The organism is Bradyrhizobium sp. USDA 223 (assembly GCF_044909005.1).
GTDB classification, from domain to species: Bacteria; Pseudomonadota; Alphaproteobacteria; order Rhizobiales; family Xanthobacteraceae; genus Bradyrhizobium; species Bradyrhizobium yuanmingense.
The window spans coordinates 3704140-3725030 of the sequence record NZ_JBIYDR010000001.1; the positions used below are offsets into that span (position 1 = coordinate 3704140).

Here is a 20891-nt window from a genome sequence, read left to right on the forward strand (position 1 = left end):
AAAAGGCGGGCGGTGAAGCTGGGGGGACCTCACCGCCCTAGGCCTTCCGACGGAGGGGGGCGTAATTCCACCGGAAGGTAGATGAGGGAAGCCAGCGTTGCGCTGCTTCCCCGAAGGGCACCGGCGGCGGGGGGCGACTGATGCCGGCGGTACCCTTCATCTCGTAGGCCTCCTGAAGGCCTCAGCCCTTGGCGATGGGCACCGCGACGAAGCGCGACTGGCCGCCGCTCTTCACGCGCATCAGGACGCTGTTCTTGTTGTCGGTCCGCGCCGCATTGATGGCGTCGCGGACTTCGCCGGCGGTCGCCACGCTCTTGCCGCCGACCTCGAGGATCACGTCACCTTCCTTGAAGCCGCGTTCGGCCGCCGCGCTCTTCGGATCGACCTCGGTGACCACGACGCCGTCCTTGCCGGCACCGGCCACGGAATTGGCGGGCGCAACGGTCATGCCGAGCTTCGGTACGTCCGTCCCCTTGCTGGCCCCCTTGCCGCTGTCCTTGTCCAAGTCGGCCTTGGCCTCGACCGTATTCGGCAACTGGCCGAGGGTGAGGTTGACGACCTTGTCCTGGCCCTTGTGCAGCACGTTGAGCTTCACGGACGCGCCGGGTGCCATACCGCCGATGGTGCGGGCGAGCTCGCGGGCATCCTTGACGGGTTCACCGTTCACCGCGGTGATCACGTCACCGGACTCGATGCCGGCCTTCGCCGCCGGACCGTTCGCCTGCGGCTCCGCCACCAGCGCGCCTTCGGCCTTCTTCATGCCGAGGCTGTCGGCGATGTCGGAGGTTACGGGCTGGATCTGTACGCCGATCCAGCCGCGGCTGACCGAGCCCTTGTCCTTGAGCTGCGCAACCACGCTCTTGACGGTGTTGGCCGGGATCGAGAACGCGATGCCGACGCTACCGCCGGAGGGCGAGTAGATCGCGGTGTTGACGCCCATCACCTCGCCGTTTGTGTCGAAGGCCGGACCGCCGGAATTACCCTTGTTCACGGGCGCGTCGATCTGGATGAAATCGTCATATGGGCCGTTGCCGATGTCGCGGCCGCTCGCCGAGACGATGCCCGCGGTCACGGTGCCGCCGAGACCGAAGGGATTGCCGACCGCGAGCACCCAGTCGCCGATCCGCGGTTTGCTGTCGGCGAGCTTGGCGAACGGGAAGTTTGTGCTGCCTTCGACCTTGATCAGCGCGAGGTCGGTGCGCTGGTCGGTGCCGATCACCTTGGCGGTGTAGGTCTTGCCGTCGTCGGTGGTGACCTCGACCTTGTCGGCACCATCGACCACGTGGTTGTTGGTCACGGCATAGCCGTCAGCCGAGATGAAGAAGCCGGAGCCCTGCCCCTGCACGACGCGGCCACGGCCGCCCTTCAGGCCGGGGGGCAAACCATCCGGACCACCGAAGCGGCGGAAGAAGCGCTCCATCGGCGAGCCCGGCTGGAACGGCGAGGAGGAATCGTCGCCGTCGTCATTGCTCGCGGTCTTCTCCTTCATGTTGACCTTGACCGAGATCACCGAAGGCTTCACGCGCTCGACGACGTCGGCGAATCCGACCGGACGCTCGACCTTGCGAACCTCGTTGTTGACCTGCGCATGCGCCGGGCTGGAGAACAGGTCGGCCGGCGAGGTCGACGGGCTGAAGCCATAGACGGCCGCGCCGAGACCGGCGACGACCGAAGCCATCAGCGCGAGCTTGCGCGCGGAAAACACCGACCGGCGCGGCTGCCGGTAGGACGGGAGGTTCGAAAGGTCGATACGATCGTTCATGCGGAAATCTCCAGAGCCCTGAATTCCTGTTGGTGCCGGATGCGGCACCTTGCGAACCTGAAGATGGGGACTCCCGCCTTACCGCGCGCTGGCGGCGGGGTTAAACTTTTGTAATGATGCCTCGAGGCGGATGCGGCAGTTCAGCACAGGCCAAAAATCGTGGCCTTACAGGAACTTAATCGAGTTCCCCCGACCAGACGGCAGGCGCGAATTCTGGCCCCTCAGCTCGCCCTGACACTGACGATGAACTCGTCGACTTCGCGCTTCAAGGTCTCGGCCTGCCGCGACAGATCGACGGCCGAATCCCTGGCTTCGGCCGCCATGTGGCCGGTCTCGGCCGAGGTGGAGGTAATCTGGACGATATGGTTGGAGACGTCGAGGGTTCCGCGCGCGGCATCCTGGGCGCTGCGCGTGATCTCCTGTGTGGCGTTGCGCTGCTGGGCGGTGTCGACCTCGATGCCCGACATGATCGACGAGATCTCCGACAGCGTCCTGGAAATGCCGTCGATCGCGCCGCGGGTCTCCGCGGTGATGCCTTGAATGCTGGCGACCTGCGAGGTGATCTCCTCCGTCGCCTTGCTGGTCTGATGCGCCAGGTTCTTCACTTCCGAGGCGACCACCGCAAACCCCTTGCCCGCTTCGCCGGCCCGTGCCGCCTCGATGGTGGCGTTGAGCGCCAGGAGATTGGTCTGCGATGCGATCGCCTGGACGAGCTGGACGACCTCGCCGATCTTTTCGGCGGCATCCGACAGCGTGTGAATGGTATCGCGGCTCTTCTCCGCCTGGCTTGCAGCGCCTTCGGCGCGCTGGGTCGCGTCCGTGACGCGGCGGCTGATCGTGCCGATCGAGTTCGTCATCGCCTCGGCGGACCCTGCAACCGTCTGCACGCTGGCGCTGGCCTGGCTCGCCGCGCTCGCGACCGCATTGGCCTTGGTGCTGGTGTCGTTGGCGGTCCGCGACAACGTCTCCGCGCTGGTCTTCAGATGCACGGCCGATGATGCCACGCTGGCGACGACACTGGCGACGAGATCGTTGAAGCGCTTGATCCTGTTATCGAGGAATTTCGACCGCTCGGCCTGATGCTGCGCTTCATGCAGCTGCTGCTCGGAGAGGCGGCGCCGCTCGATGCCGTTGGTCTTGAACACCTCCAGCGCACCGGCGAGCAGGCCGATCTCGTTGGTGCGGCCGAGCCCCGGAACTGATGTCTCGAACTTCTGGTCGGCGACCTCGCGCATGGCATGCACGATGGCCGCGAGGGGATTGAGGATGCCGTTGCGCACGGCGAACCAGGTCGTGAAGCAGATCGCGAAAGCGACAACGGCGATCACGCCGCAGGCGACCAGGAAATAAGAAAACGCGGTCTGCGCCTGCTGGTAGATCTGCATGGCATGGTCACGCGCCGGGCCGCTCAGCGCGGCGAAGTTCGAGGACAGGCTGGTGATCTCGTTGTTGAGATAGAGCACCGCGATGAAGCCGGTGCCGCCGCCGATCCCAAGCAGGAACAATAACGCAGCGACGACGGCGCCGACCAGGAAGCGGATCGTCAGATTGCTGTTCGCGAACATCGGGGGACTCAGGAGCTGGAATCAAATCTCGCGACAAGCTTCCAGACAAAGGTCAATTTAGCATGAACCACGCAGCCGTTGCCGCGCACTGCGTGGCACGACGTAGACGGCTTCAGGGCGATTTGGGTTCGTCCGACATCAAGGCCGCAAGCCGCGCCTTCTCCTCCGCCGTGAGCGGCGGAGGCGGTACGTCGGCACCCCTTCCCGAGCGGCGGCGGATCTGCAGCCACAGCGCCAGGCCGCCGCCGATCAGCAGCACCGGCCCGAGCAGCCACAGCAGCAGGGTCTGCAGCTCGAAGCGCGGTTTGAGCAACACGAACTCGCCGTAGCGCGCCACCAGGAAATCGAGCACCTGCGAATTGCTGTCGCCGGCCGCGATGCGCTCGCGCACCAGCAGCCTGAGATCGCGTGCCAGCGGCGCATCGGAATCGTCGATCGACTGATTCTGGCAAACCATGCAGCGAAGCTCGCGCGACAATTCGCGCGCGCGCGATTCCTTCACCGGATCCGGCATGATCTCGTCGGGCTGGACAGCGTGGGCCGCCGGCAACGCCAGCAGCAGCAAGGCGACGAAGGCGGCCATCATCCGGCGCATCGGATCATTCCGCGGGCTGGAGGCGCTGCTTGGCCCGCGCCGGCTTCGGCGCGCCGACCCGCAGGCGGCGGTCGGAGAGCGAGAGCACGCCGCCGAGCGCCATCAGCACCGGCCCCCACCAGATCAGGAGAACCAGCGGCTTGTGATAGATGCGCACGGCGATGGCGCCTTCGGCGGTGGCGTCGCCGAGCGAGACGTAGAGCTGGCTCGCGCCGCTGGTCAACAGCGCGGCCTCCGTCGTCGAGGAGCCGCGGGTGGTGAAGCTGCGCTTCGAAGGCGTCATCACCGTGATGGTCTTGCCGTCGCTGCTGACGTTGAATTCGGCAATCATCTCGCGGTAGTTCGGGCCCTGGCGTTGAAACAGCCCGTCGAGCTTCAGATCGTAGCCGGCGATATGGGCAGTCTCGTTCGGTTTCATGGTCGCGATGTATTCGCTGTTCCAGGTGGTCTCGCAGACGATCCCGATCAGCGCAACGCCGAGGCCGGCATGCGCGAACGCGGTGCCCCACGCCGAGCGCGGCAGGCCGCGCGCCCGGTGCAGCACCGTTGCGAACGGCAGGCGCACCAGGCCCGTCCGTTCGCCGAGGTCGGTGACCGCGCCGGCGATGACGAAGACGCCGAGCCCGATCGCGAGCGGCGCCAGCGCGCTGCCGCCCCGCACCCAGGCCCAGACGATGGCGACCACGACCAGCCCGGCAACCCCGGCCGCGAGCAGGCGCTGCATCACGCCGAGCAGGTCGCCGCGCTTCCACGCCAGCATCGGCCCGAACGGCACCGCGAGCAGAAGCAGCGCGAACAGCGGCGCGAAGCTCAGATTGTAGAAGGGGGCGCCGACCGACATCTTGAAATCGGCGAGCATTTCCATCGCGAGCGGATAGAGCGTGCCGAACAGCACCACGGCGCAGGCCACCGTGAGCAGCAGATTGTTAAGCACCAGCGCGCCCTCGCGCGAGATCGGTGCGAACAGGCCGCCCTGCTTCAGCGAGGTGGCGCGGCCCGCGAACAGCGACAGGCTGCCGCCGATGAACAGGCACAGGATCAAGAGGATGAATACGCCGCGGGTCGGATCGGTGGCGAAGGCGTGCACCGAGGTGATGACGCCCGAGCGCACCAGAAAGGTGCCGAGCAGCGACAGCGAGAAGGTCAGGATCGAGAGCAGGATAGTCCAGACCTTCAGCGCGTTGCGCTTCTCCATCACCAGCGCCGAATGCAAGAGCGCGGTGCCGGCAAGCCAAGGCATCAGCGAAGCGTTCTCCACCGGATCCCAGAACCACCAGCCGCCCCAGCCAAGCTCATAATAGGCCCAGTACGAGCCCATGGCGATGCCGAGGGTCAGGAAGATCCAGGCGACCAGCGTCCAGGGCCGCACCCAGCGCGCCCAGGCCGCATCGATCCGTCCCTCCATCAGGGCCGCGATCGCGAATGAGAACGAGATCGAGAAGCCGACATAGCCGAGATAGAGCATCGGCGGATGGACGGCGAGACCGATGTCCTGGAGCACGGGATTGAGATCGCGTCCCTCGATCGGCGGGCTGGCGATGCGCAGGAACGGGTTCGATGTCATCAGGATGAAGAGGTAGAACGCGCTGGCGACCCAGGCCTGCACAGCCAGCACATGCGCGCGCAGCGAGAGCGGCAGATTGTTGCCGAAGCTCGCGACCAAGCCGCCGAACAGCGCGAGGATCAACACCCACAGCAGCATCGAGCCTTCATGGTTCCCCCACACGCCCGTGATCTTGTAGAGCAGCGGCTTCATCGAGTGGGAATTCTCGTAGACGTTGGCGACGGAGAAATCCGAGTTCACGTGCAGCATCACCAGCGCCGTGAATGAGGCGCCGACGAACAGCAGCTGCGCCAGTGCGGTCGAGCGCGCCACGTTCATCAGGGCGGCGTCGCCAAGGCGCGCGCCGACCAGCGGCACGACGGACTGGATCAGTGCGAGGGCGAGCGCCAGCACCAGCGCGTAATGTCCTGATTCCGCGATCACCGCACCGCTCCCTGCGGATTGCCTTGCGCGGTCGTCGCCGCGGGTTTGGCGGCACCGGAGGCTTGGGTACCGGAGCCTTGGGCACCGTAATCGTCCTTCCAGTGCCCCTGCTTCTTCAGGGCATCGGCGACGTCCTTGGGCATGTAGGTCTCGTCGTGCTTGGCAAGGACGGTATCGGCCTTGAACACGCCGTTGGCATCGAGTGCGCCTTCCGCGACGACGCCCTGCCCTTCGCGAAATAGGTCGGGCAGAATGCCTTTGAAGGCGACCGGCAGCTTGGCGTTGCCGTCGGCGACCTCGAACGTCACCGCGAGATTGTCGCCGCGCTGGAGCGAGCCGGGCTGCACCAAGCCGCCGAGGCGAAACCGCTTGCCGGGCTCGACATGCTTCTCGGCGACCATGGTCGGGGTCGAGAAGAACACGATGGAGTCGCGTAGCGCGTTGAGCACCAGCGCGGCCGCGAGCGCGAGCACGGCGAGCGATCCGCCGATGATGGTCATACGTCGCTGCTTGCGCGTCATGGCGTATCCGTTCTCCGCATCTCTCGTCCCGAAATCATCATCCGCCGATCCCGAGAGTCTTCAGGCCTTCGTTGAGCTGGCGCAGCCGCTCGGCGTTGCTGGCAACCGCCTGCCGGGCATCGGCCGAAGCGCCCATTGCCTTGTCCCGCTCGCCCATCACCAGATAGGCGCGCACCAGACGCAGCCAGCCCTCGACATCGTCGCCGTTCTGCTTCAGCCGCGTCGCCAGACGGTCGACCATGCCGCGCACCATCGCGTTGCGATCGGTTTCGGCCATGTCCTTGGAGGCAGCAATCGTCTCGTCGGACAGCGCCGGCAGCGTGCCGCCCCCACCGACCCGCGCCAGCGAGGACTGCACCAGGGCACGCCACGGAGCATCCGCCGGCGCTTTCGCAAGCAGCGCACGCCAGATGTTGGTCGCGTCGTCCTTGCGGCCGTCCTGCTCGGCGGCAAGGCCCAGAAAGTAATTCGCCTTGGGATCGTCGGCGTTCAAGGCGTGCGCGCGCTCGAATTCGGCCTTGGCCTCGGCGGTCACCACGCCGCCGGCGGCAGCCGAGATCGCTTCGCCGAGATCGGACCTGCGCTCCGCGCTTTCGCCATTGTAGGTGAGCGAGTTGTGATAGGCGCGCACCGCGTCGTCGAAGCGGCCGAGCCGCTCCAGAACCGGCGCGAGCACGTGCCAGCCGCGCCCGTCCGTCGGATTCTTCTCCAGATGCTGCTCGACCTGCACGACGAGGTTCTCGAGCGACTGCGCCATGCCACCCCCGCGCTCCCGCTGCGCAAGGGGAAAGTCCTGCAGCCGGGGCGAGCCGAGCGGCATGTAGACGCCGGCCGCGATGAGCGGCAGTCCGGCAAGCGCCAGCACGGCCGCCGCACGGCGCCATTTGAGGTTCGACTTCGGCGCCGTTGCCGGCTCGCTGGCCGCCGCCGCGAGCAGCCTGCGGCTGACCTCGACGCGCGCAGCCTCGGCCTCCGGCGCCAAGATCAACCCTGCGACGAGATCACGCTCGATCTCGGCCAGCTGGTCCTTGTAGACCGCGACCTCGCTGCCCTGATCCTGCGCGCGGCTGGTGCGGCCAAGCGGCCAGAGCACGGCGAAAATCGCCGCGACCGTCATCAGCGCGAACACGAACCATAGCGTCATCTGGCAAGCTTCCGGCGGCGCCCGAACCGCGCCTGTAGGTGCCTTTACACCACGGCCGGAGGATGCGGCAATTGACAATTGTCAAGGCGGCGCTACCCGCAGGTCGTCCCGAAAAGGTGAAAATCCAACGGCTTAGCCGATCTCGAAGTCGATACTTTGCGCGGCCTGCTCGCCGTGCCCGTCGAAGGCCTTCAGGAAGTATGTTCCGGGCTTGATTGCATCCGGCAATCTGATGCGCAGCGCTCCGACCGGAACCCGAGATGCAACCCTGGTGGCGGTCTCAGGCAGCTGCCGATCGCTGGCCTTCTCGACCAGCACCACCTTGGCTCCAACCATCAGCCGTTGATACTTGGCAACGAGGACGCGGTTCTCAATTTCAATCGAGCTGATGACCGGTTTCATGCGTCTACAGATGGAAATTTCCAGACTTGCACTGCGAAAGTACGGTGCGCCATCGGCGTCGTCAACTTAAAATTGTGATCAGAAAAAATGCGCGCCGATCAGCCTGCGCGCGACGATTTGCGCTCGCCCGTGAGTGCATTTTCGGCGGCCCGGCTCATCAATGAGGCGTAATCGTCGCCGAACAGCACCTGGCAGAAGCGGATCGCGGCCTGCACCTGCTGCTGCCGATAGGTGCGGACCTTGTGATCGGCGGCACGCAGCGACTGCACCAGCTGCTCGGTCGACCGTTCCACATATTGCTGGAGATCGGAGAAGGTACGCAGCGTCACCTCGTTGATCGCAAGCTCGCTCGCATAGTTGCGGCACGTCGCGACGAAGTCGATCAGTGCCACCGTTTCCTCGACTTCGGTGCTGTCGATCCGCGCGCCCGGCGGAATGTCCTTTTCGGGGCGCTGGCGCAGGATGCGGCGGACGCGGCCGGGAACGCTGTCGATCTCGGACTGCAGCGCATTGGAGATGTCGGCCCGGATCGAGGTCAGTTGCTTGCCCCAGGCCGAATCGTTGCGCAGGTCGAGCTCGGTGCGCAGTCCGCGCACGCCGTCGTGCAGCGTCTTGAGGTTGCCGGCGACATGGTCGAAATGGCCGCGCTTGATGTCCATGCGCAGGACCGCGGCGACGCAGGACAGATCATGCAGGGCCATCGTGACGGCCATACCGTAGGGCGTCGCCGCGACGCGGATCTCGTCATCGGACGCCGCTATCTTGACCGCAAGGCGGATGATCTGCCAGGGCGCGGTCATCCGCTGCACGACGATCGACAAGGCGAAAGGCAGCATCTGCGGCGTCTGAAGCGCCGGAATGTTGAGCGCCGACGTCACCGAGGCGATCTGGGAATCCCCGAAGGCCCGCAAGGTGCGCGGCAGTTTCTCGTTCAATGTCGCAATGGCGTCCCGGACCTGGAGCACCGCACCGATCGAATAGAGATCCTCGATCACGTTGGGCGGTCCGACCCGGGCCAGCGCCCGGGACTTGTCGCCGCCGCCCGGCCCCGTCAGCTCGAAGATCGCATCCGCGGCCACGGCCTGAAGCTTCTGCGCCAGGGCTTCGACCTGCCCAGCACTGTCCGCCGGCATGCGCGCCAGCGCCGCCTCGAATTCGTTCACCTTGTCCGGTGCGCCGTCACGGCCAAGCCACTGCCAGATCGGCTGCAGCGAGGAGCGGCGAATCTGGCCGGCCCTGACAGGAGTGCCCGCTTCGACGAGGAACGGTTCCAACACCTGGAATAGGAGCCGCGACAGATCGTCCGTGCGCGGCGGCAAAGCCTCGTCGGCCTCGCTCTTGCGGACGATCTTGCGCAGCTGCTCGAGCACGAGGGTGGCCACCGCCGTGTCCTGGCCGCGCTCCAGCGCACGCTCGAACTCCCGCATCAGCAGTGCCTGCGACTGCGGCGGGAGCTGCGCGAGATATTCCCTCAGCCGCTCGATCGATGTCTGGCTCATGCGCCCGGGTAATGCACGGTAAAATGGCGGACATGGGATGGGTCCGGCGCGATCATAGGGGGTCCCCACTTAAGAAGCCGTTTAGGAAGCTGCCTCGAATGCCTCCCATGCTTCGCTCGAGGAGCCTCAGCCGCGCCGGAAATTGTCGTCGAAACAAGGGATTATAGTCCGGGAAGAACCAGCTCGGCGCGCAGACCCCCAGTCGGGGCGCTGCCGAGCGAAAGGCTGCCGCCATAGAGGGCCGCGAGGTCGGTCACGATCGACAGCCCCAGTCCCGACCCGGGCTTGGACTCGTCGAGGCGCTGGCCGCGCCGGGCGACCTGGGCGCGCTCGGCTTCCGACAGGCCGCGGCCATCGTCGTCGACGATGACCCGCAAACGCGGGCCGGCGCCGGCCCGCTGTGGCGGCTCGACGAGGACATCAATGAGGACGCGCGAGGCCGCCCATTTGCAGGCATTGTCGACGAGATTGCCGACCATCTCCTCAAGATCCTGCCGCTCGCCCCGGAACTTGGCGGATGGATCGGCCTTGGCCTCGACCGCGATGCCGCGGTCGCGATGGATCTTCTCCATGGTCCGCCGCAGTCCCTCGATGGCAGGCGCCACCTCCGTCACGGTCGCGACCACCGAGACCCGTGCCGCGATGCGGGCGCGCTCCAGATGATGGGCGACCTGGTCGCGCATCACATCCGCCTGCTCCATCACCTTCTCCGCGAACGGATCGGCGGCATGCGCGCTGGCTTCGTTGACGATGACCGAAAGCGGCGTCTTGATCGCATGAGCGAGATTGCCGACATGGGTGCGCGCTCGCTCGACGATCTCGCGATTGGCGTCGATCAGCGCGTTGGTCTCGCGCGCCAGCGGCGCGATCTCGACCGGGAATTCACCCTCGAGCCGTTCCGCCCGCCCGGAGCGGATGTCGGCGATCGCGTCCGAGATGCGCTTGAGCGGTGCAAGGCCGAAACGGACCTGGAACACGGTCGTCAGTAGCAGCACGATGCCGAGCGCCGTGAAGGTGCCGCCGAGATAGTAGTCGAAGCTGCGTGTCTCGTCGAAAATCTCGGTATCGTCCCCGGCGACGCTGACCAGAAATTTGCCGTCGGCACCGAGATCGACCGGCCGTTCCACCATGCGCAGATTCTGCCCTTCCGGCCCGTCGACATAGGCGAGGCGGATGCCGGCGGCGGTGAGCTCGGCACCCTGCTCTTCGAGCTTCGGTAGCTTCTTGTCCCAAAGCGAGCGCGAGGAGCGCACCTCCGGCTTTTCGGTGTCGGTCCGCGTGATCTGCCAGTACCAGCCGGACAGCGGCAGGTCGAACAGGGGCTCGCCAAGCGACTGGAACTGGCGGTCCGGCGGCTCGTCGGGCGTTGCGACCTCGGCGATGAGGGTGCGCAAATAGAGATTGAGCCGGCGGTCGAAGGCGCGCTCGGTGGCGTTCTTGTAGACCGACGACAGCACCACGCCTGTGATGGCCAGGATCACCACGAGCCAGGCGGTCGCCGACAGGAACAGTCGGTTCGCAAGCGAGCTAGCGGCCATCGGAATGATCCCGGGCGGCGCTGGATGGCAGGTGGTCGGACGTCATGACCGGACCAAGGGCCCTGTTCGGCCTCCCGTCAAGCCAAGATACTTCAAAGGCCGGAACGCCTCAGGCGCCCGGGGCCGGCGGCGGGGTCAGGAGATAGCCCAGACCGCGGACGGTCTGGATGATGTCGACGTCGAGCTTCTTGCGGATGCGGCCGACGAAGACCTCGATGGTGTTGGAGTCGCGGTCGAAATCCTGGTCGTAGAGATGCTCGACCAGCTCGGTGCGCGAGACCACCCGCCCGGAATGGTGCATCAAGTAGGCCAGAAGCCGATATTCGTGCGAGGTCATCTTGATGGGATTGCCCGACACGCTGACCCGGCCGGTTCGGGTGTCGAGCGTCACCGGGCCGCAGGTCAATTCGCTCTGGGCATGGCCGGTGGAGCGGCGCAGCAGGGCGCGGATGCGCGCCAGCACCTCCTCGAGGTGGAACGGCTTTGCGACGTAGTCGTCGGCGCCGGCATCGAAGCCCTGCACCTTGTCGCTCCAGCGGTCGCGTGCGGTGAGGATCAGGACCGGCATGGTGCGGCCGTTGCGGCGCCAGGCTTCCAGCACCGAGATGCCGTCCTTCTTCGGCAGGCCGATATCGAGCACCACGGCGTCATACGGCTCGTTGTCGCCGAGATAGTGCCCCTCCTCCCCGTCGAAAGCCCGATCGACGACATAGCCGGCGTCGGTCAGCGCCTTGGTGAGCTGGCGATTGAGATCGGGGTCGTCCTCAACAACGAGCAGGCGCACGCTTCTCTCCAAGGATAGGCTGCAAGAACAGGCGACATGAACACCGCCACAGATGAGCAATTCCGGCGTGAACTGAATATGAACGCAGGGAACCGGGCTACGTTACTTTTTGGTCATATACGGCCGGGCCATATACGACTTGGCGCGCGCAAATGCGACTGCGCCCACCATGCCGCCGGAGGAGCCGGCGGCATGGTGGGCGCAACGTGCCGCATCGCGCGGCGAGCCGGAAGGTGCCGGCGTGCTGATCCGGCCGTCAGGTCCGGAAGAACACGAACCAGACGACGGCGAGGATCAGGATCGCAAGCCCGGTCGAGATGGCGAGCAGCGCCGCCACCGAAGGTCCGGGCTCGCCCTGGCGCGCCTCGGTCGGAGTTTCAACGATCCGGTTCTGCTCTCGCCTGGTTGCCATGGTGACCTCGATCTGTGGCTGTCGCGTCGGATGGCCGCGACCTCCTCGGCGATGAATTGCCGGGGCAACGCGTCATCTCGGGCGATGTTCCGGTCCATGGGTCCGCCCGGCAAACACGGCGCAGGCGGCGATTAACGCCGTTGCAAGATTCCGCGCCGGCGGTTGCTATGATTCGCAACTGGGCGATGGTATCCTCAAAGCTTGTCCGCTGTTGCGTCTGGAGTAGCCCATGGCCCCCCGCGCCAATTGGAAGGGTTTTCTGCGTCTGTCGCTCGTGACCTGCCCGGTCGCGCTCTATCCGGCCACTTCGGATACGGAGAAGGTTTCGTTCAACCAGATCAACCGCAAGACCGGCCACCGCATCAAGTATCTCAAGGTCGATGCCGAGACCGGCGACGAGGTGACCTCCGAGGACATCGTCAAGGGCTACAAGGTCGACACCGACACTTATATCGAGGTCACCAAGGACGAGCTGGACGACATCGCGCTCGATTCCACCCACACGATCGAGATCGACGAGTTCGTGCCCAAGGCCGACATCGACAACCGCTATCTGATCCGCCCCTACTACCTCGTGCCGGACGGCAAGGTCGGCCACGACGCCTATGCGGTGATCCGCGAGACCATCCGCAGCATGGACAAGGTCGCGATCGGCCGCGTGGTGCTGACCAACCGCGAGCACATTATCGCGCTGGAGCCGCTCGAGAACGGGCTGATGGGCACGCTGCTGCGCTACCCTTACGAGGTCCGCAGCGAGAAGGAATATTTCGACGACATCCAGGACGTGAAGCTGACGAGGGACATGCTCGACCTCGCCAAGCACATCGTCGAGAAGAAGTCCGGCGCGTTCGAGCCCGAGCTGTTCGAGGATCATTACGAGACCGCTCTGATCGATCTCATCAACAAGAAGCGCAGCGGCATGCCGATCACCGCCAAGGCCGCACCGAAGACCGGCGGCAACGTCATCAGCTTGATGGACGCGCTGAAGAAGAGCATCGCGAACGAGAAGGACGCGGCGCCCGCGGCGAAGGTCGCCAGGGACACGGCCAAGGAGACCGCCAAGGACACCAAGGCCAAGAAGCCGAAGAAGCGCGTCGAGGGCCAGCGCGAGATGCTGCTGCCGATATCGGGCAAGGGCGGCAAGGAAGCTGCGGCGAGGGCTGCGACCACGCCGAAGAAGGCCGCCGACAAGCCGGTGCGCGCGCCGGCGCGGGCAAAGAAGGCCGGCTAACAGCACCACACCCCGCGATCACGCCGTGATGTCTTCCCTCGCCGACCGGCCGGCCTGACATGCCCTGGTCGACGACCTTCGACGATCCCGTCCGCGTGAGCAACAAGCGCAAGCTGCTCACGCTTCAAGAAGCCGCCGACTACATCATGGAGCTGCCCGAGGACGCCCAGCACGAAGCGCATTGGCAGACGGCGATCGAGACCTTGATCAATGCGGCCGAGACCGGCGGCGGCTGGGTGATGTTCGCCCGCATCGCGATGTTGCGGGCGCTGAATGCGGACGGCCGGCGCGGATGAGCGCGATCGAGACATCCTTGCCTATTCGTTAACGAACAGGCTCAACAATCGGTTAAGCGGCCAAGCCAATGGGGCAATGCACCGGGCTGTCGGTTTGACTTCATTTGAACGGATCGACGGAACCCTAATTTAATGAATGCCGTCGTACGAGCTAAGGTGCGATCGCCGCGTTTTGGCGCGCTCGAAGATTTGTTCGATCGATTTGCAAGTCCGATAACGACGCGACCATCCATCGGATCGGATGAACAGGAGTTGGCAATGCGTCTGCTTAGGTCCTTCCTTGCCGATGAGAATGGCGCAACCGCAATCGAGTACGGCCTGATCGCTGCTGGGATCGCTCTGGCAATCGTGACCATCGTCAACAGCACGGGCGCTGCGCTGCTCAACAACAAGTTCAACTCGGTCAGCACCGCGATGAAGTAACCGCCGGCCGAGCTGGCCCGCGTCCGCTAGACGGCGCTTTCACGGCCCACTCGGTGCTGATATTCTTCGGCGGAGCGGGCTCGACGGGCCATGCTGTCGATCGAGCAACCAGCGCTGCCGAGAGGATGCCGATGAGAAGCGTGATGCTCCTGGCTCTCAGCCTCGTGCTTGTCGCCGCCTGGTCGCACGACGGCGCGAGAGGCCAGACTTCGGTCGCGCCGCCGGTTTCGCTGGCTCCGCCCGATGCATCGCCGCCACGCCCGAGTGCCAGCAGGCCTGCGCCGGTGACGACAAACGGACCTCCGCCGGCGGCGTCCAGCAGAGAGCCTTCCGTGATTGGCGGGGCGCAACCGATGCGGAACCCAGCCGCCGACTACGATGGCTTCAGCGTCGGCACCGTCGATGACGTTGACACCCCGAGCCGCGTGACGCCACCTGTACGTTCACGCGCAGCGGGAGACGCCAGGTCCAATCCAGATGCAGACGGCCTCGATCAGGAAGATGGGGCGTTGAAGCGAAAACTGATGATCTGCAAGAACTGCAAATAGCAGGGCAATCGTATATGACTTGTCGCGGCGGCCTGCGCGCACGCCTCCTCCTTCGAGACGGCGCTTACGCGCCTCCTCAGGATGAGGCTAATCGGCATCAATGCTCGTTGAAATTGCTGCCGCGCACCCCGCCCTCATCCTGAGGAGCCCTCCTAACGTGGGCGTCTCGAAGGATGGCCGCGGGGAAAAACTCCCAAATGCGATAGTCCTGCTGCAAATAGGGATCCGGTGACTTCGAAGATTCGCTGACGCCGTTCACCTGTCCCCAACCTCGACCGCTTCCAAGACCACTGCCGTCCGATTAGCCAGCTCGGGAATTTTGGCGAGGTAAGCCTGGTAATGCGGCGAGGCTCGGTGAGCTTCGACGGCCGCAACGTCGCGGTACAGCTCGTCGAGTACGTAGCGATCTTCGTTCGATATGTCGCGCCAGACATCCCAACGCAGGTTGCCAGGCTCAGCCCTGGAATGCGGAGCCATACCGACAAGCAACGCGCTGAGTTCAGCGGACGTGCCCGGGCGAGCAACGAGGATAGCCGTAATCTTGGACGGCGATTGCGTCATGCGATAGCTCCTCATGCGAGGGTAAGCGCGGCTTCGGATGCCGAGCCCATCCCTCCCGAATTCCGTACACTGCGAACCCTCAGATTTTCGCGCCACTGCTCCTATCCTTGAGGGCGGCCAGCAGCTCTTTTCCCAGCGCTCCGGCGGAGGCAGGGTTCTGCCCCGTGATGAGCCGGCCATCGACGACGACGTGAGGTTGCCAGTTGGCCGCGGACGAGTACTCGGCACCCTCTGCCCTCAACGCATCCTCGAGCTCGTAGGGCACATCGTCGCGGGCGTAGTCGAACTCTTCCTTCTTCGAGAAGGAGGTGAGTTTCTTGCCGCGCACGAACGGAACGCCATCGCCAAGGTCAACGCCGAGCAGCGCGCACGGCCCGTGACAAACAGCAGCGACGATCTTGCCGGTGCTCCAGGCACGCACGACGGCACTCTGGACCGCTGCATTGCGCTGGATGTCCACCATCGGCCCAAGACCGCCGGGCACCAGGATGGCGTCGTAGTCGGCGGCGTCCACCTCGGACAATTTGCGGCTGTGATTCAAGCGGCGAAAGGCCTTGCTTGCGAGAAAATCCTTCTGAGCCGGATCTTTCTCGTCGTACGCATCGTAAGGCGTCCACCCCCCGGCCGGCGACGCGAACTCCACCGCGACCCCGGCCTTGTCGAGCACCTCGAAAGGATGCGCGACCTCGGCGAAGAAGAAACCGGTCTTGCGACTATGCGGACCGATCACAGCTGCATTGGTGACAATGAAAAGGACATGTTGGGTCATGGTTTTCTCCGTTCGATAACGCCGTTGCATTCAGGGGGCCAGAAACACCACGACTGGCCGAGGGATATTTTCGTTGTCGGGAAAGAGCGATCAGTTCGGACACGGCTGCCCGGTCGCTCCCCACATCGCCATGTCCTTGACGTGATCCTCGAAGCTGCCCGGTGGCGTGGAGCGGCCCGATCATGTCGATATGTCCTCTCGCCGACCTGGTCGCTGCAACAGCACTGCCCGATGCACCTTGGGCCGTATTTCCGAATCCTGCTGCGTCATGCGCAATCCCTGCGAAATGCCGTTTCGATGCAATCGGATTTCACCTCGGCCTGGCCGCAGCACAATTCGCGATACTGCCCCGGCGTGAGATTTGCGGCCTTGCGGAATACGCGCGTGAAATTGGCCTGCGAGCCGAAACCGAACTCCAGGGCGATCTCGACCAGGGACAAGCGATCACGCGCGAGCTCCTGTCGCGCGGAGTGGACGCGGCGATCGGTGACGTAACGGTGCGGCGACAGCCCGGTCGCTTCGCGAAACAGCCGGGAAAAATGATAGGGGCTGAGGCAGGCCTGGGCCGCCAGATCCTCGAGCCTGACATCGCTGCCGAGAGAAGCCTCGATATAGTCCAGCACGCGCTGCAGGCGCCGCGGGTCGAGCGCCGGCAACTTCTCGGGCGCGCGCCAACGGTCGATCGTGTAATTGCCCAGAAGATGCGCCGCGAGGGCGACCTGGATCCCCTCCACGAATAGCGCGTCGGTCGGCTGGCGCGGGCGATGGAGCAGATCGCGAAGCGGCGAGCAGATGTGGAAGAGCACCTGGTCCGCCAGACCGTGAGCGTAGGCGATCTCGACCTTTGCGGGATCGATGTCGAAATCCGCAAGTGCGCTGTGGCCCAGCAGCGCCGGCGGCAGATAGAGATGAAGACATTCCATCCGGTCCGAAAGCTCGAGATGGCTCTCCTGCGTCCCCACGGGCACGAGATAACTCATGCCCGGACGCGCGAGGCTTTTCTGGACTTCGCCGTTGCCGGCGCGGCACACCGTCCCGCCGCCCGACAGCAGCATGACGAGCTCGGTGCAGACGGGGACGGGCGTTGCCTGACGGCCCGCCTCGAACTTGCGATGCTCGATGCTCAGCCCCGGCCAATCGTTGGCCTCAGCGAGCTTCTCGCTGTTCTTGTACTTCTGATCTCCATGCGTCACGAGCGCCATTGCGACTTCCGCTTCGTTGCGGCGATCACCGGCCCCGTATCGCGCGAGCGATCATTCCATCCGGTGGTGAGTTGCAGCCCCGGTCACTGCCACGCCGATCGCGAATTACTCACAAGCCGCGCCAGCGAAGTCCAGAGGCGGCGCGGTTAAAAGAGGTAAAAGCCAGCCAAGGCAAAGGCTTGGAGCCAGGCGTGTTCGGCTCCGAAAGCTGATCTCGTCGCACCTCAGCAAGATGCGTGCGTCATCGCGCAGGAATCGGAAATATCGCAATGCGGTCGTGCGCTAGTGAAGGGCGCATCAACGGCAATGTCGCCGTGTCGAGGACAGGAGCCTGATATGAAGTCGCTTACCTCCGCGCTTGCCGCGTTGTCGATCGCAACCGCCGTCCCCGCGGCCGCGGCCGACAGGAATGTTTCGATTGTTCTCGTGCACGGCGCCTTCGTCGATGGCTCGGGCTGGAAGGACACCTACAGCATCCTCTCGGAGGCGGGCTATGAGGTGCTCGTCGTCCAGCAACCGACCATCACGCTTCGAGACGATGTCGCGGAGACCGAGCGCGTGATCGCCAAGGCGCGGCATCCGGTCATTCTCGTCGGGCATTCCTATGGTGGAATGGTCATCACGGAAGCCGGCGACAATCCGAAGGTTCGCAGCCTGGTCTATCTCGCGGCCTTTGCTCCCGACGCCGGAGAGTCCGTCAGCACGCTGGCGGAAGCCCCAGTGCCTCCCGGCGAGCACAAGGCTCCGCTGGTCACCGAGGGCAATTATCTGCTCGTCGACCGCGCAAAATTCCCCACCTCTTTCGCGGCCGACGTCGACGCGGCCACGACACGCTTCATGGGCGCGGCGCAGCTGCCCTGGGGATTGCAGGCGGTTCAGACCAAGGTCGATCGCGTGGCCTGGAAGACGAAGCCGACCTATTACATGGTGACGAGCGAGGATCACATGATCCCGCCGACGGCACAGCGCACCATGGCCAAGCGCTCGGGCGCGAAGGTGACGGAGATGAAGAGCAGCCACGCGGTGATGCTGTCGCATCCGCGCGAAGTCGCGGCGTTCATCAGAAGCGCAGATACGTCAGCGACCGACTGAGATCGGCCGCGCCGCACACCGACGGACTTTCCTGCCGCAGACAAGGACTCGCAACATGGCCCTCAAAGATGTTCTGCAGGGACAATTGGGTTTCGGTGCAGCGCCGCTCGGCAACATGTTCCGCGACATCCCGGAGCAGGAAGCCCTCGCGACGGTCAACGCAGCCTGGGACGATGGCATCCGCTATTTCGACACCGCGCCGTTCTACGGCGCGGGGCTTGCCGAGATCCGCATCGGCGCCGCGCTCGCCGGCCGCAAGCGGAGCGACTACGTGCTCAGCACCAAGGTGGGCCGCCTGATCCTGGACGAGATCGAGGATGTCGATGCCCGCGACTTCGGCGAGAAGGGCGGCGTCTTCAGACACGGACGCCCGAACCGGATCGTGAATGACTATTCACGGGACGGAACGTTGCGATCAATCGAGGACAGCCTGAAGCGGCTCGCGGTCTCCCACATCGACGTCGCTTTCGTGCACGACGTTGCGCAGGATTTCTACGGCGACGAGTGGCTCTCGGTGTTCGAAAGCGCCCGCAAGGGCGCCTTCAGAGCGCTCGACCGGCTGCGCGACGAGGGCGTGATCAAGGCGTGGGGACTCGGTGTCAACCGGGTCGAGCCGATCGAGCTGCTGCTCGCGCTGGACGAGCCGCGCCCCGATGGCTTCCTGCTCGCGGGCCGATACACGCTGCTCGACCATGCAAGGGCGCTGCAGCGGGTGATGCCCATGGTCGCCGAGCACGAGCTCGCGATCGTCGTCGGCGGCCCCTACAGTTCTGGTGCGCTCGTCGGCGGCCCGAACTTCGAGTATGCGCCGGCGCCTCCCGAAATCCTGAAGAAGGTGGCGCGGATCAAGGCGATCGCAGACCGCTATGGCATCCGCATGAAGGCGGCCGGCCTGCAGTTCGCGCTCGCCAATCCGGTGGTCGCCGCCGTCATTCCCGGTGCGAGCCGCCCGAGCCGCATCGCCGAGGATCGCGCTGCGCTCGAGGAGGCCATCCCCGCTGACTTCTGGCGCGAGCTCCGCTCCGAGGGGCTGGTCAGCCCCGCAGCTCCGCTTCCCGCCGCCGATTGAAAGCGCAGGGGCGCAGCAGATTCGCCGCCCCGGCCAAGCACTGCTCCAGCCGACAGGACAACGCAGACCAATCCACCGAATGATCAAGGAGAACGGCATGACAAATGCAACCGACCACCCCACCGGCATGGGTCGCCGCGCCTTGCTTCACACCGCCGGCGCCGCCGTCGTCACGGGCCTCGTCGCCGGTACGGCAGTCGACGCACGGGCCGCGACACAGGACGCCGAGCGCGACGAGGCGCCGCTCGGCGCGCGGCTCCAGGGCGTCCAGCATTTCGGGCTGACGGTCCAGAACATGGAGCGGGCCTACCAGTTCTACACGGAGGTGCTTGGCGGCACCGAGGTGTTCCGGCACGGCGACTTCCAGGGCGACGGGGTGCAGAACACGCTGCTGGCCGACCAGGAGATCGAGGCGAACGCACGCGGGGTCAATCCGCGAACCATTGGCGTGCCCGACTTGCGAAGCGGGGCACAACGGCTCGACGTCCGCTTCATCCAGTTCGACAACATGGTGCTCGAGCTGCTGCAATATCGCGAGGCTGATCAGCCCATGGGCGGCGCGAAGAGCTTCGCCGAACCGGTGGAGCACATGAGCCCTGCTTTCCCGCGCATGATGCACATCTGCTTCTATGTTCGCGACGATGTCGACTTCAACAAGTTCATTGCCGATCTCGAAGCGGAATCGGCGCGCCGCGGCATGACGCAGGTGAGAGCGAACCGCACCATCCGCGTCATGACGGAAGCGGATCGCAAGGCCGCGCCCCGCAACACCAACACGAACCGGGTGACCGCCGAACCTTCCAACGGCTGGGAGCTGATCTACTGCAAGGGACCGGAGGGCGAGCAGCTCGAATTCGTCAAGGCGCTCGGTCCGGTCAAGAAGCGCTTCAGCGAGGCCTTGGCAAAACGGCAACAGAAGATCGTGCGCTAGACGCTCGTGCGGCGGGGGTGGCTGTCGGCGCCCCAGCTGGTCACCCGGTGATACAATCACATGTCAAGGACTTCACCATGCAAGCTCTCGTCCGCAACTCGCTCGCCGCCCTGCTGATCGCCTCTACGGCGACACCGACGCTTCCGGCTCTGGCTCAGGAAGCGCCGCGCGTGCACTATCAGGAGATTCCGGAGGGTGCATATTCCGTGGTGGCCCAGGTGCGGGCCAAGCCTGGAAAAGAAGACATGCTGCGCGCCGCCACCTTGCCGCTGATCGACCTGGTCCGCAGCGATCCCAAGAACCTGATCTACTTCCTTCAGGAAGACCGCGCCAAGCCGGGCCACTTCATCTTTTACGAAGTGTTCGCCAGCCAGGCTGATTTCGACGCACACAACGCGATGCCTTATGTGAAGGATTGGTTCGCCAAGCTTCCGGAACTTGCCGACGGCGGCGTCGAAGTCATGCGTATGGCCATTCTTGGCAAGCCTAAAAAATAGCCGAACCGTCCCGCGCGAGAGTTTTGTCGCAATTGCCCTGCGGCAAATCGTACGAACTCGGAA

21 protein-coding genes are annotated in these 20891 nt (G+C 65.0%); 7 read left to right on the forward strand and 14 right to left on the reverse strand.

Annotated features, from left to right (window positions below):
- Window positions 1–181 precede the first annotated feature (181 nt).
- From ABIA40_RS17135 to ABIA40_RS17185, 11 genes are all read right to left on the reverse strand, one after another.
- Entirely contained in the window at window positions 182–1762 is a 1581-nt protein-coding gene (locus tag ABIA40_RS17135; RefSeq protein WP_157282477.1) for a Do family serine endopeptidase, read from the reverse strand.
- A gap of 221 nt (window positions 1763–1983) precedes the next feature.
- The gene (locus ABIA40_RS17140) at window positions 1984–3327 is read right to left on the reverse strand and encodes a methyl-accepting chemotaxis protein (protein WP_404542330.1); all 1344 of its coding nucleotides are present in this window, start codon (window positions 3325–3327) and stop codon (window positions 1984–1986) included.
- Window positions 3328–3439: 112 nt separating this feature from the next.
- Window positions 3440–3922 (reverse strand): cytochrome c-type biogenesis protein, encoded by a 483-nt coding sequence (locus ABIA40_RS17145; RefSeq protein ID WP_271545196.1) that lies wholly within the window; start codon window positions 3920–3922, stop codon window positions 3440–3442.
- 4 nt (window positions 3923–3926) lie between these two features.
- The gene (locus tag ABIA40_RS17150) at window positions 3927–5909 is read right to left on the reverse strand and encodes a heme lyase CcmF/NrfE family subunit (protein WP_404542332.1); all 1983 of its coding nucleotides are present in this window, start codon (window positions 5907–5909) and stop codon (window positions 3927–3929) included.
- Entirely contained in the window at window positions 5906–6430 is a 525-nt protein-coding gene (gene ccmE, locus ABIA40_RS17155) for a cytochrome c maturation protein CcmE (protein WP_404542334.1), read from the reverse strand. The genes ABIA40_RS17150 and ccmE overlap by 4 nt, the downstream gene beginning before the upstream one ends.
- A gap of 37 nt (window positions 6431–6467) precedes the next feature.
- On the reverse strand, window positions 6468–7574 hold the full coding sequence (gene ccmI / locus ABIA40_RS17160; protein WP_404542337.1) for a c-type cytochrome biogenesis protein CcmI: 1107 nt from the start codon (window positions 7572–7574) through the stop codon (window positions 6468–6470).
- 132 nt (window positions 7575–7706) lie between these two features.
- Window positions 7707–7976: a hypothetical protein gene (locus tag ABIA40_RS17165; RefSeq protein WP_157282472.1), complete on the reverse strand. Its 270-nt coding sequence runs from the start codon at window positions 7974–7976 to the stop codon at window positions 7707–7709.
- Between the two features lie 98 nt (window positions 7977–8074).
- Entirely contained in the window at window positions 8075–9475 is a 1401-nt protein-coding gene (locus ABIA40_RS17170) for a hypothetical protein (RefSeq protein WP_275496473.1), read from the reverse strand.
- A 161-nt stretch (window positions 9476–9636) separates the two neighbouring features.
- On the reverse strand, window positions 9637–11013 hold the full coding sequence (locus ABIA40_RS17175) for a sensor histidine kinase (protein WP_275509104.1): 1377 nt from the start codon (window positions 11011–11013) through the stop codon (window positions 9637–9639).
- Window positions 11014–11122: 109 nt separating this feature from the next.
- On the reverse strand, window positions 11123–11797 hold the full coding sequence (locus ABIA40_RS17180) for a response regulator transcription factor (RefSeq protein WP_036005801.1): 675 nt from the start codon (window positions 11795–11797) through the stop codon (window positions 11123–11125).
- 256 nt (window positions 11798–12053) lie between these two features.
- A complete protein-coding gene (locus ABIA40_RS17185) occupies window positions 12054–12209 on the reverse strand; it encodes a hypothetical protein (RefSeq protein ID WP_167361642.1) in 156 nt (51 codons plus the stop codon).
- A gap of 229 nt (window positions 12210–12438) precedes the next feature.
- On the opposite strand from ABIA40_RS17185, the gene ABIA40_RS17190 reads away from it, so the two are divergent.
- The 3 genes from ABIA40_RS17190 (at window position 12439) to ABIA40_RS17200 (ending at window position 14159) form a co-directional block, all read left to right on the forward strand.
- Window positions 12439–13440, forward strand: a complete 1002-nt coding sequence (locus ABIA40_RS17190; RefSeq protein WP_271545201.1) for a Ku protein — start codon at window positions 12439–12441, stop codon at window positions 13438–13440.
- Window positions 13441–13499: 59 nt separating this feature from the next.
- Window positions 13500–13736 carry a hypothetical protein gene (locus ABIA40_RS17195; protein WP_128262589.1) on the forward strand — a complete coding sequence of 79 codons (237 nt, stop codon included), beginning with the start codon at window positions 13500–13502 and terminating at the stop codon, window positions 13734–13736.
- 258 nt (window positions 13737–13994) lie between these two features.
- Window positions 13995–14159: a Flp family type IVb pilin gene (locus tag ABIA40_RS17200; RefSeq protein WP_036005811.1), complete on the forward strand. Its 165-nt coding sequence runs from the start codon at window positions 13995–13997 to the stop codon at window positions 14157–14159.
- Between the two features lie 803 nt (window positions 14160–14962).
- Here ABIA40_RS17200 and ABIA40_RS17205 read toward each other — a convergent pair.
- The 3 genes from ABIA40_RS17205 to ABIA40_RS17215 all read right to left on the reverse strand — a co-directional run bounded on the left by ABIA40_RS17205 (window position 14963) and on the right by ABIA40_RS17215 (window position 17239).
- Entirely contained in the window at window positions 14963–15268 is a 306-nt protein-coding gene (locus ABIA40_RS17205) for a putative quinol monooxygenase (RefSeq protein WP_404542342.1), read from the reverse strand.
- 79 nt (window positions 15269–15347) lie between these two features.
- The gene (locus tag ABIA40_RS17210; RefSeq protein ID WP_275496479.1) at window positions 15348–16037 is read right to left on the reverse strand and encodes a type 1 glutamine amidotransferase domain-containing protein; all 690 of its coding nucleotides are present in this window, start codon (window positions 16035–16037) and stop codon (window positions 15348–15350) included.
- Window positions 16038–16303: 266 nt separating this feature from the next.
- A complete protein-coding gene (locus ABIA40_RS17215) occupies window positions 16304–17239 on the reverse strand; it encodes a helix-turn-helix domain-containing protein (RefSeq protein WP_404542344.1) in 936 nt (311 codons plus the stop codon).
- A 336-nt stretch (window positions 17240–17575) separates the two neighbouring features.
- Between ABIA40_RS17215 and ABIA40_RS17220 the strand changes: the two genes are divergently transcribed.
- The 4 genes from ABIA40_RS17220 (at window position 17576) to ABIA40_RS17235 (ending at window position 20828) form a co-directional block, all read left to right on the forward strand.
- On the forward strand, window positions 17576–18331 hold the full coding sequence (locus ABIA40_RS17220; protein WP_275496481.1) for an alpha/beta fold hydrolase: 756 nt from the start codon (window positions 17576–17578) through the stop codon (window positions 18329–18331).
- Between the two features lie 55 nt (window positions 18332–18386).
- Entirely contained in the window at window positions 18387–19400 is a 1014-nt protein-coding gene (locus tag ABIA40_RS17225; RefSeq protein WP_404542346.1) for an aldo/keto reductase, read from the forward strand.
- Window positions 19401–19497: 97 nt separating this feature from the next.
- Entirely contained in the window at window positions 19498–20331 is an 834-nt protein-coding gene (locus tag ABIA40_RS17230; protein ID WP_404542347.1) for a VOC family protein, read from the forward strand.
- 77 nt (window positions 20332–20408) lie between these two features.
- Entirely contained in the window at window positions 20409–20828 is a 420-nt protein-coding gene (locus ABIA40_RS17235; RefSeq protein WP_404542349.1) for a putative quinol monooxygenase, read from the forward strand.
- Window positions 20829–20891 lie beyond the last annotated feature (63 nt).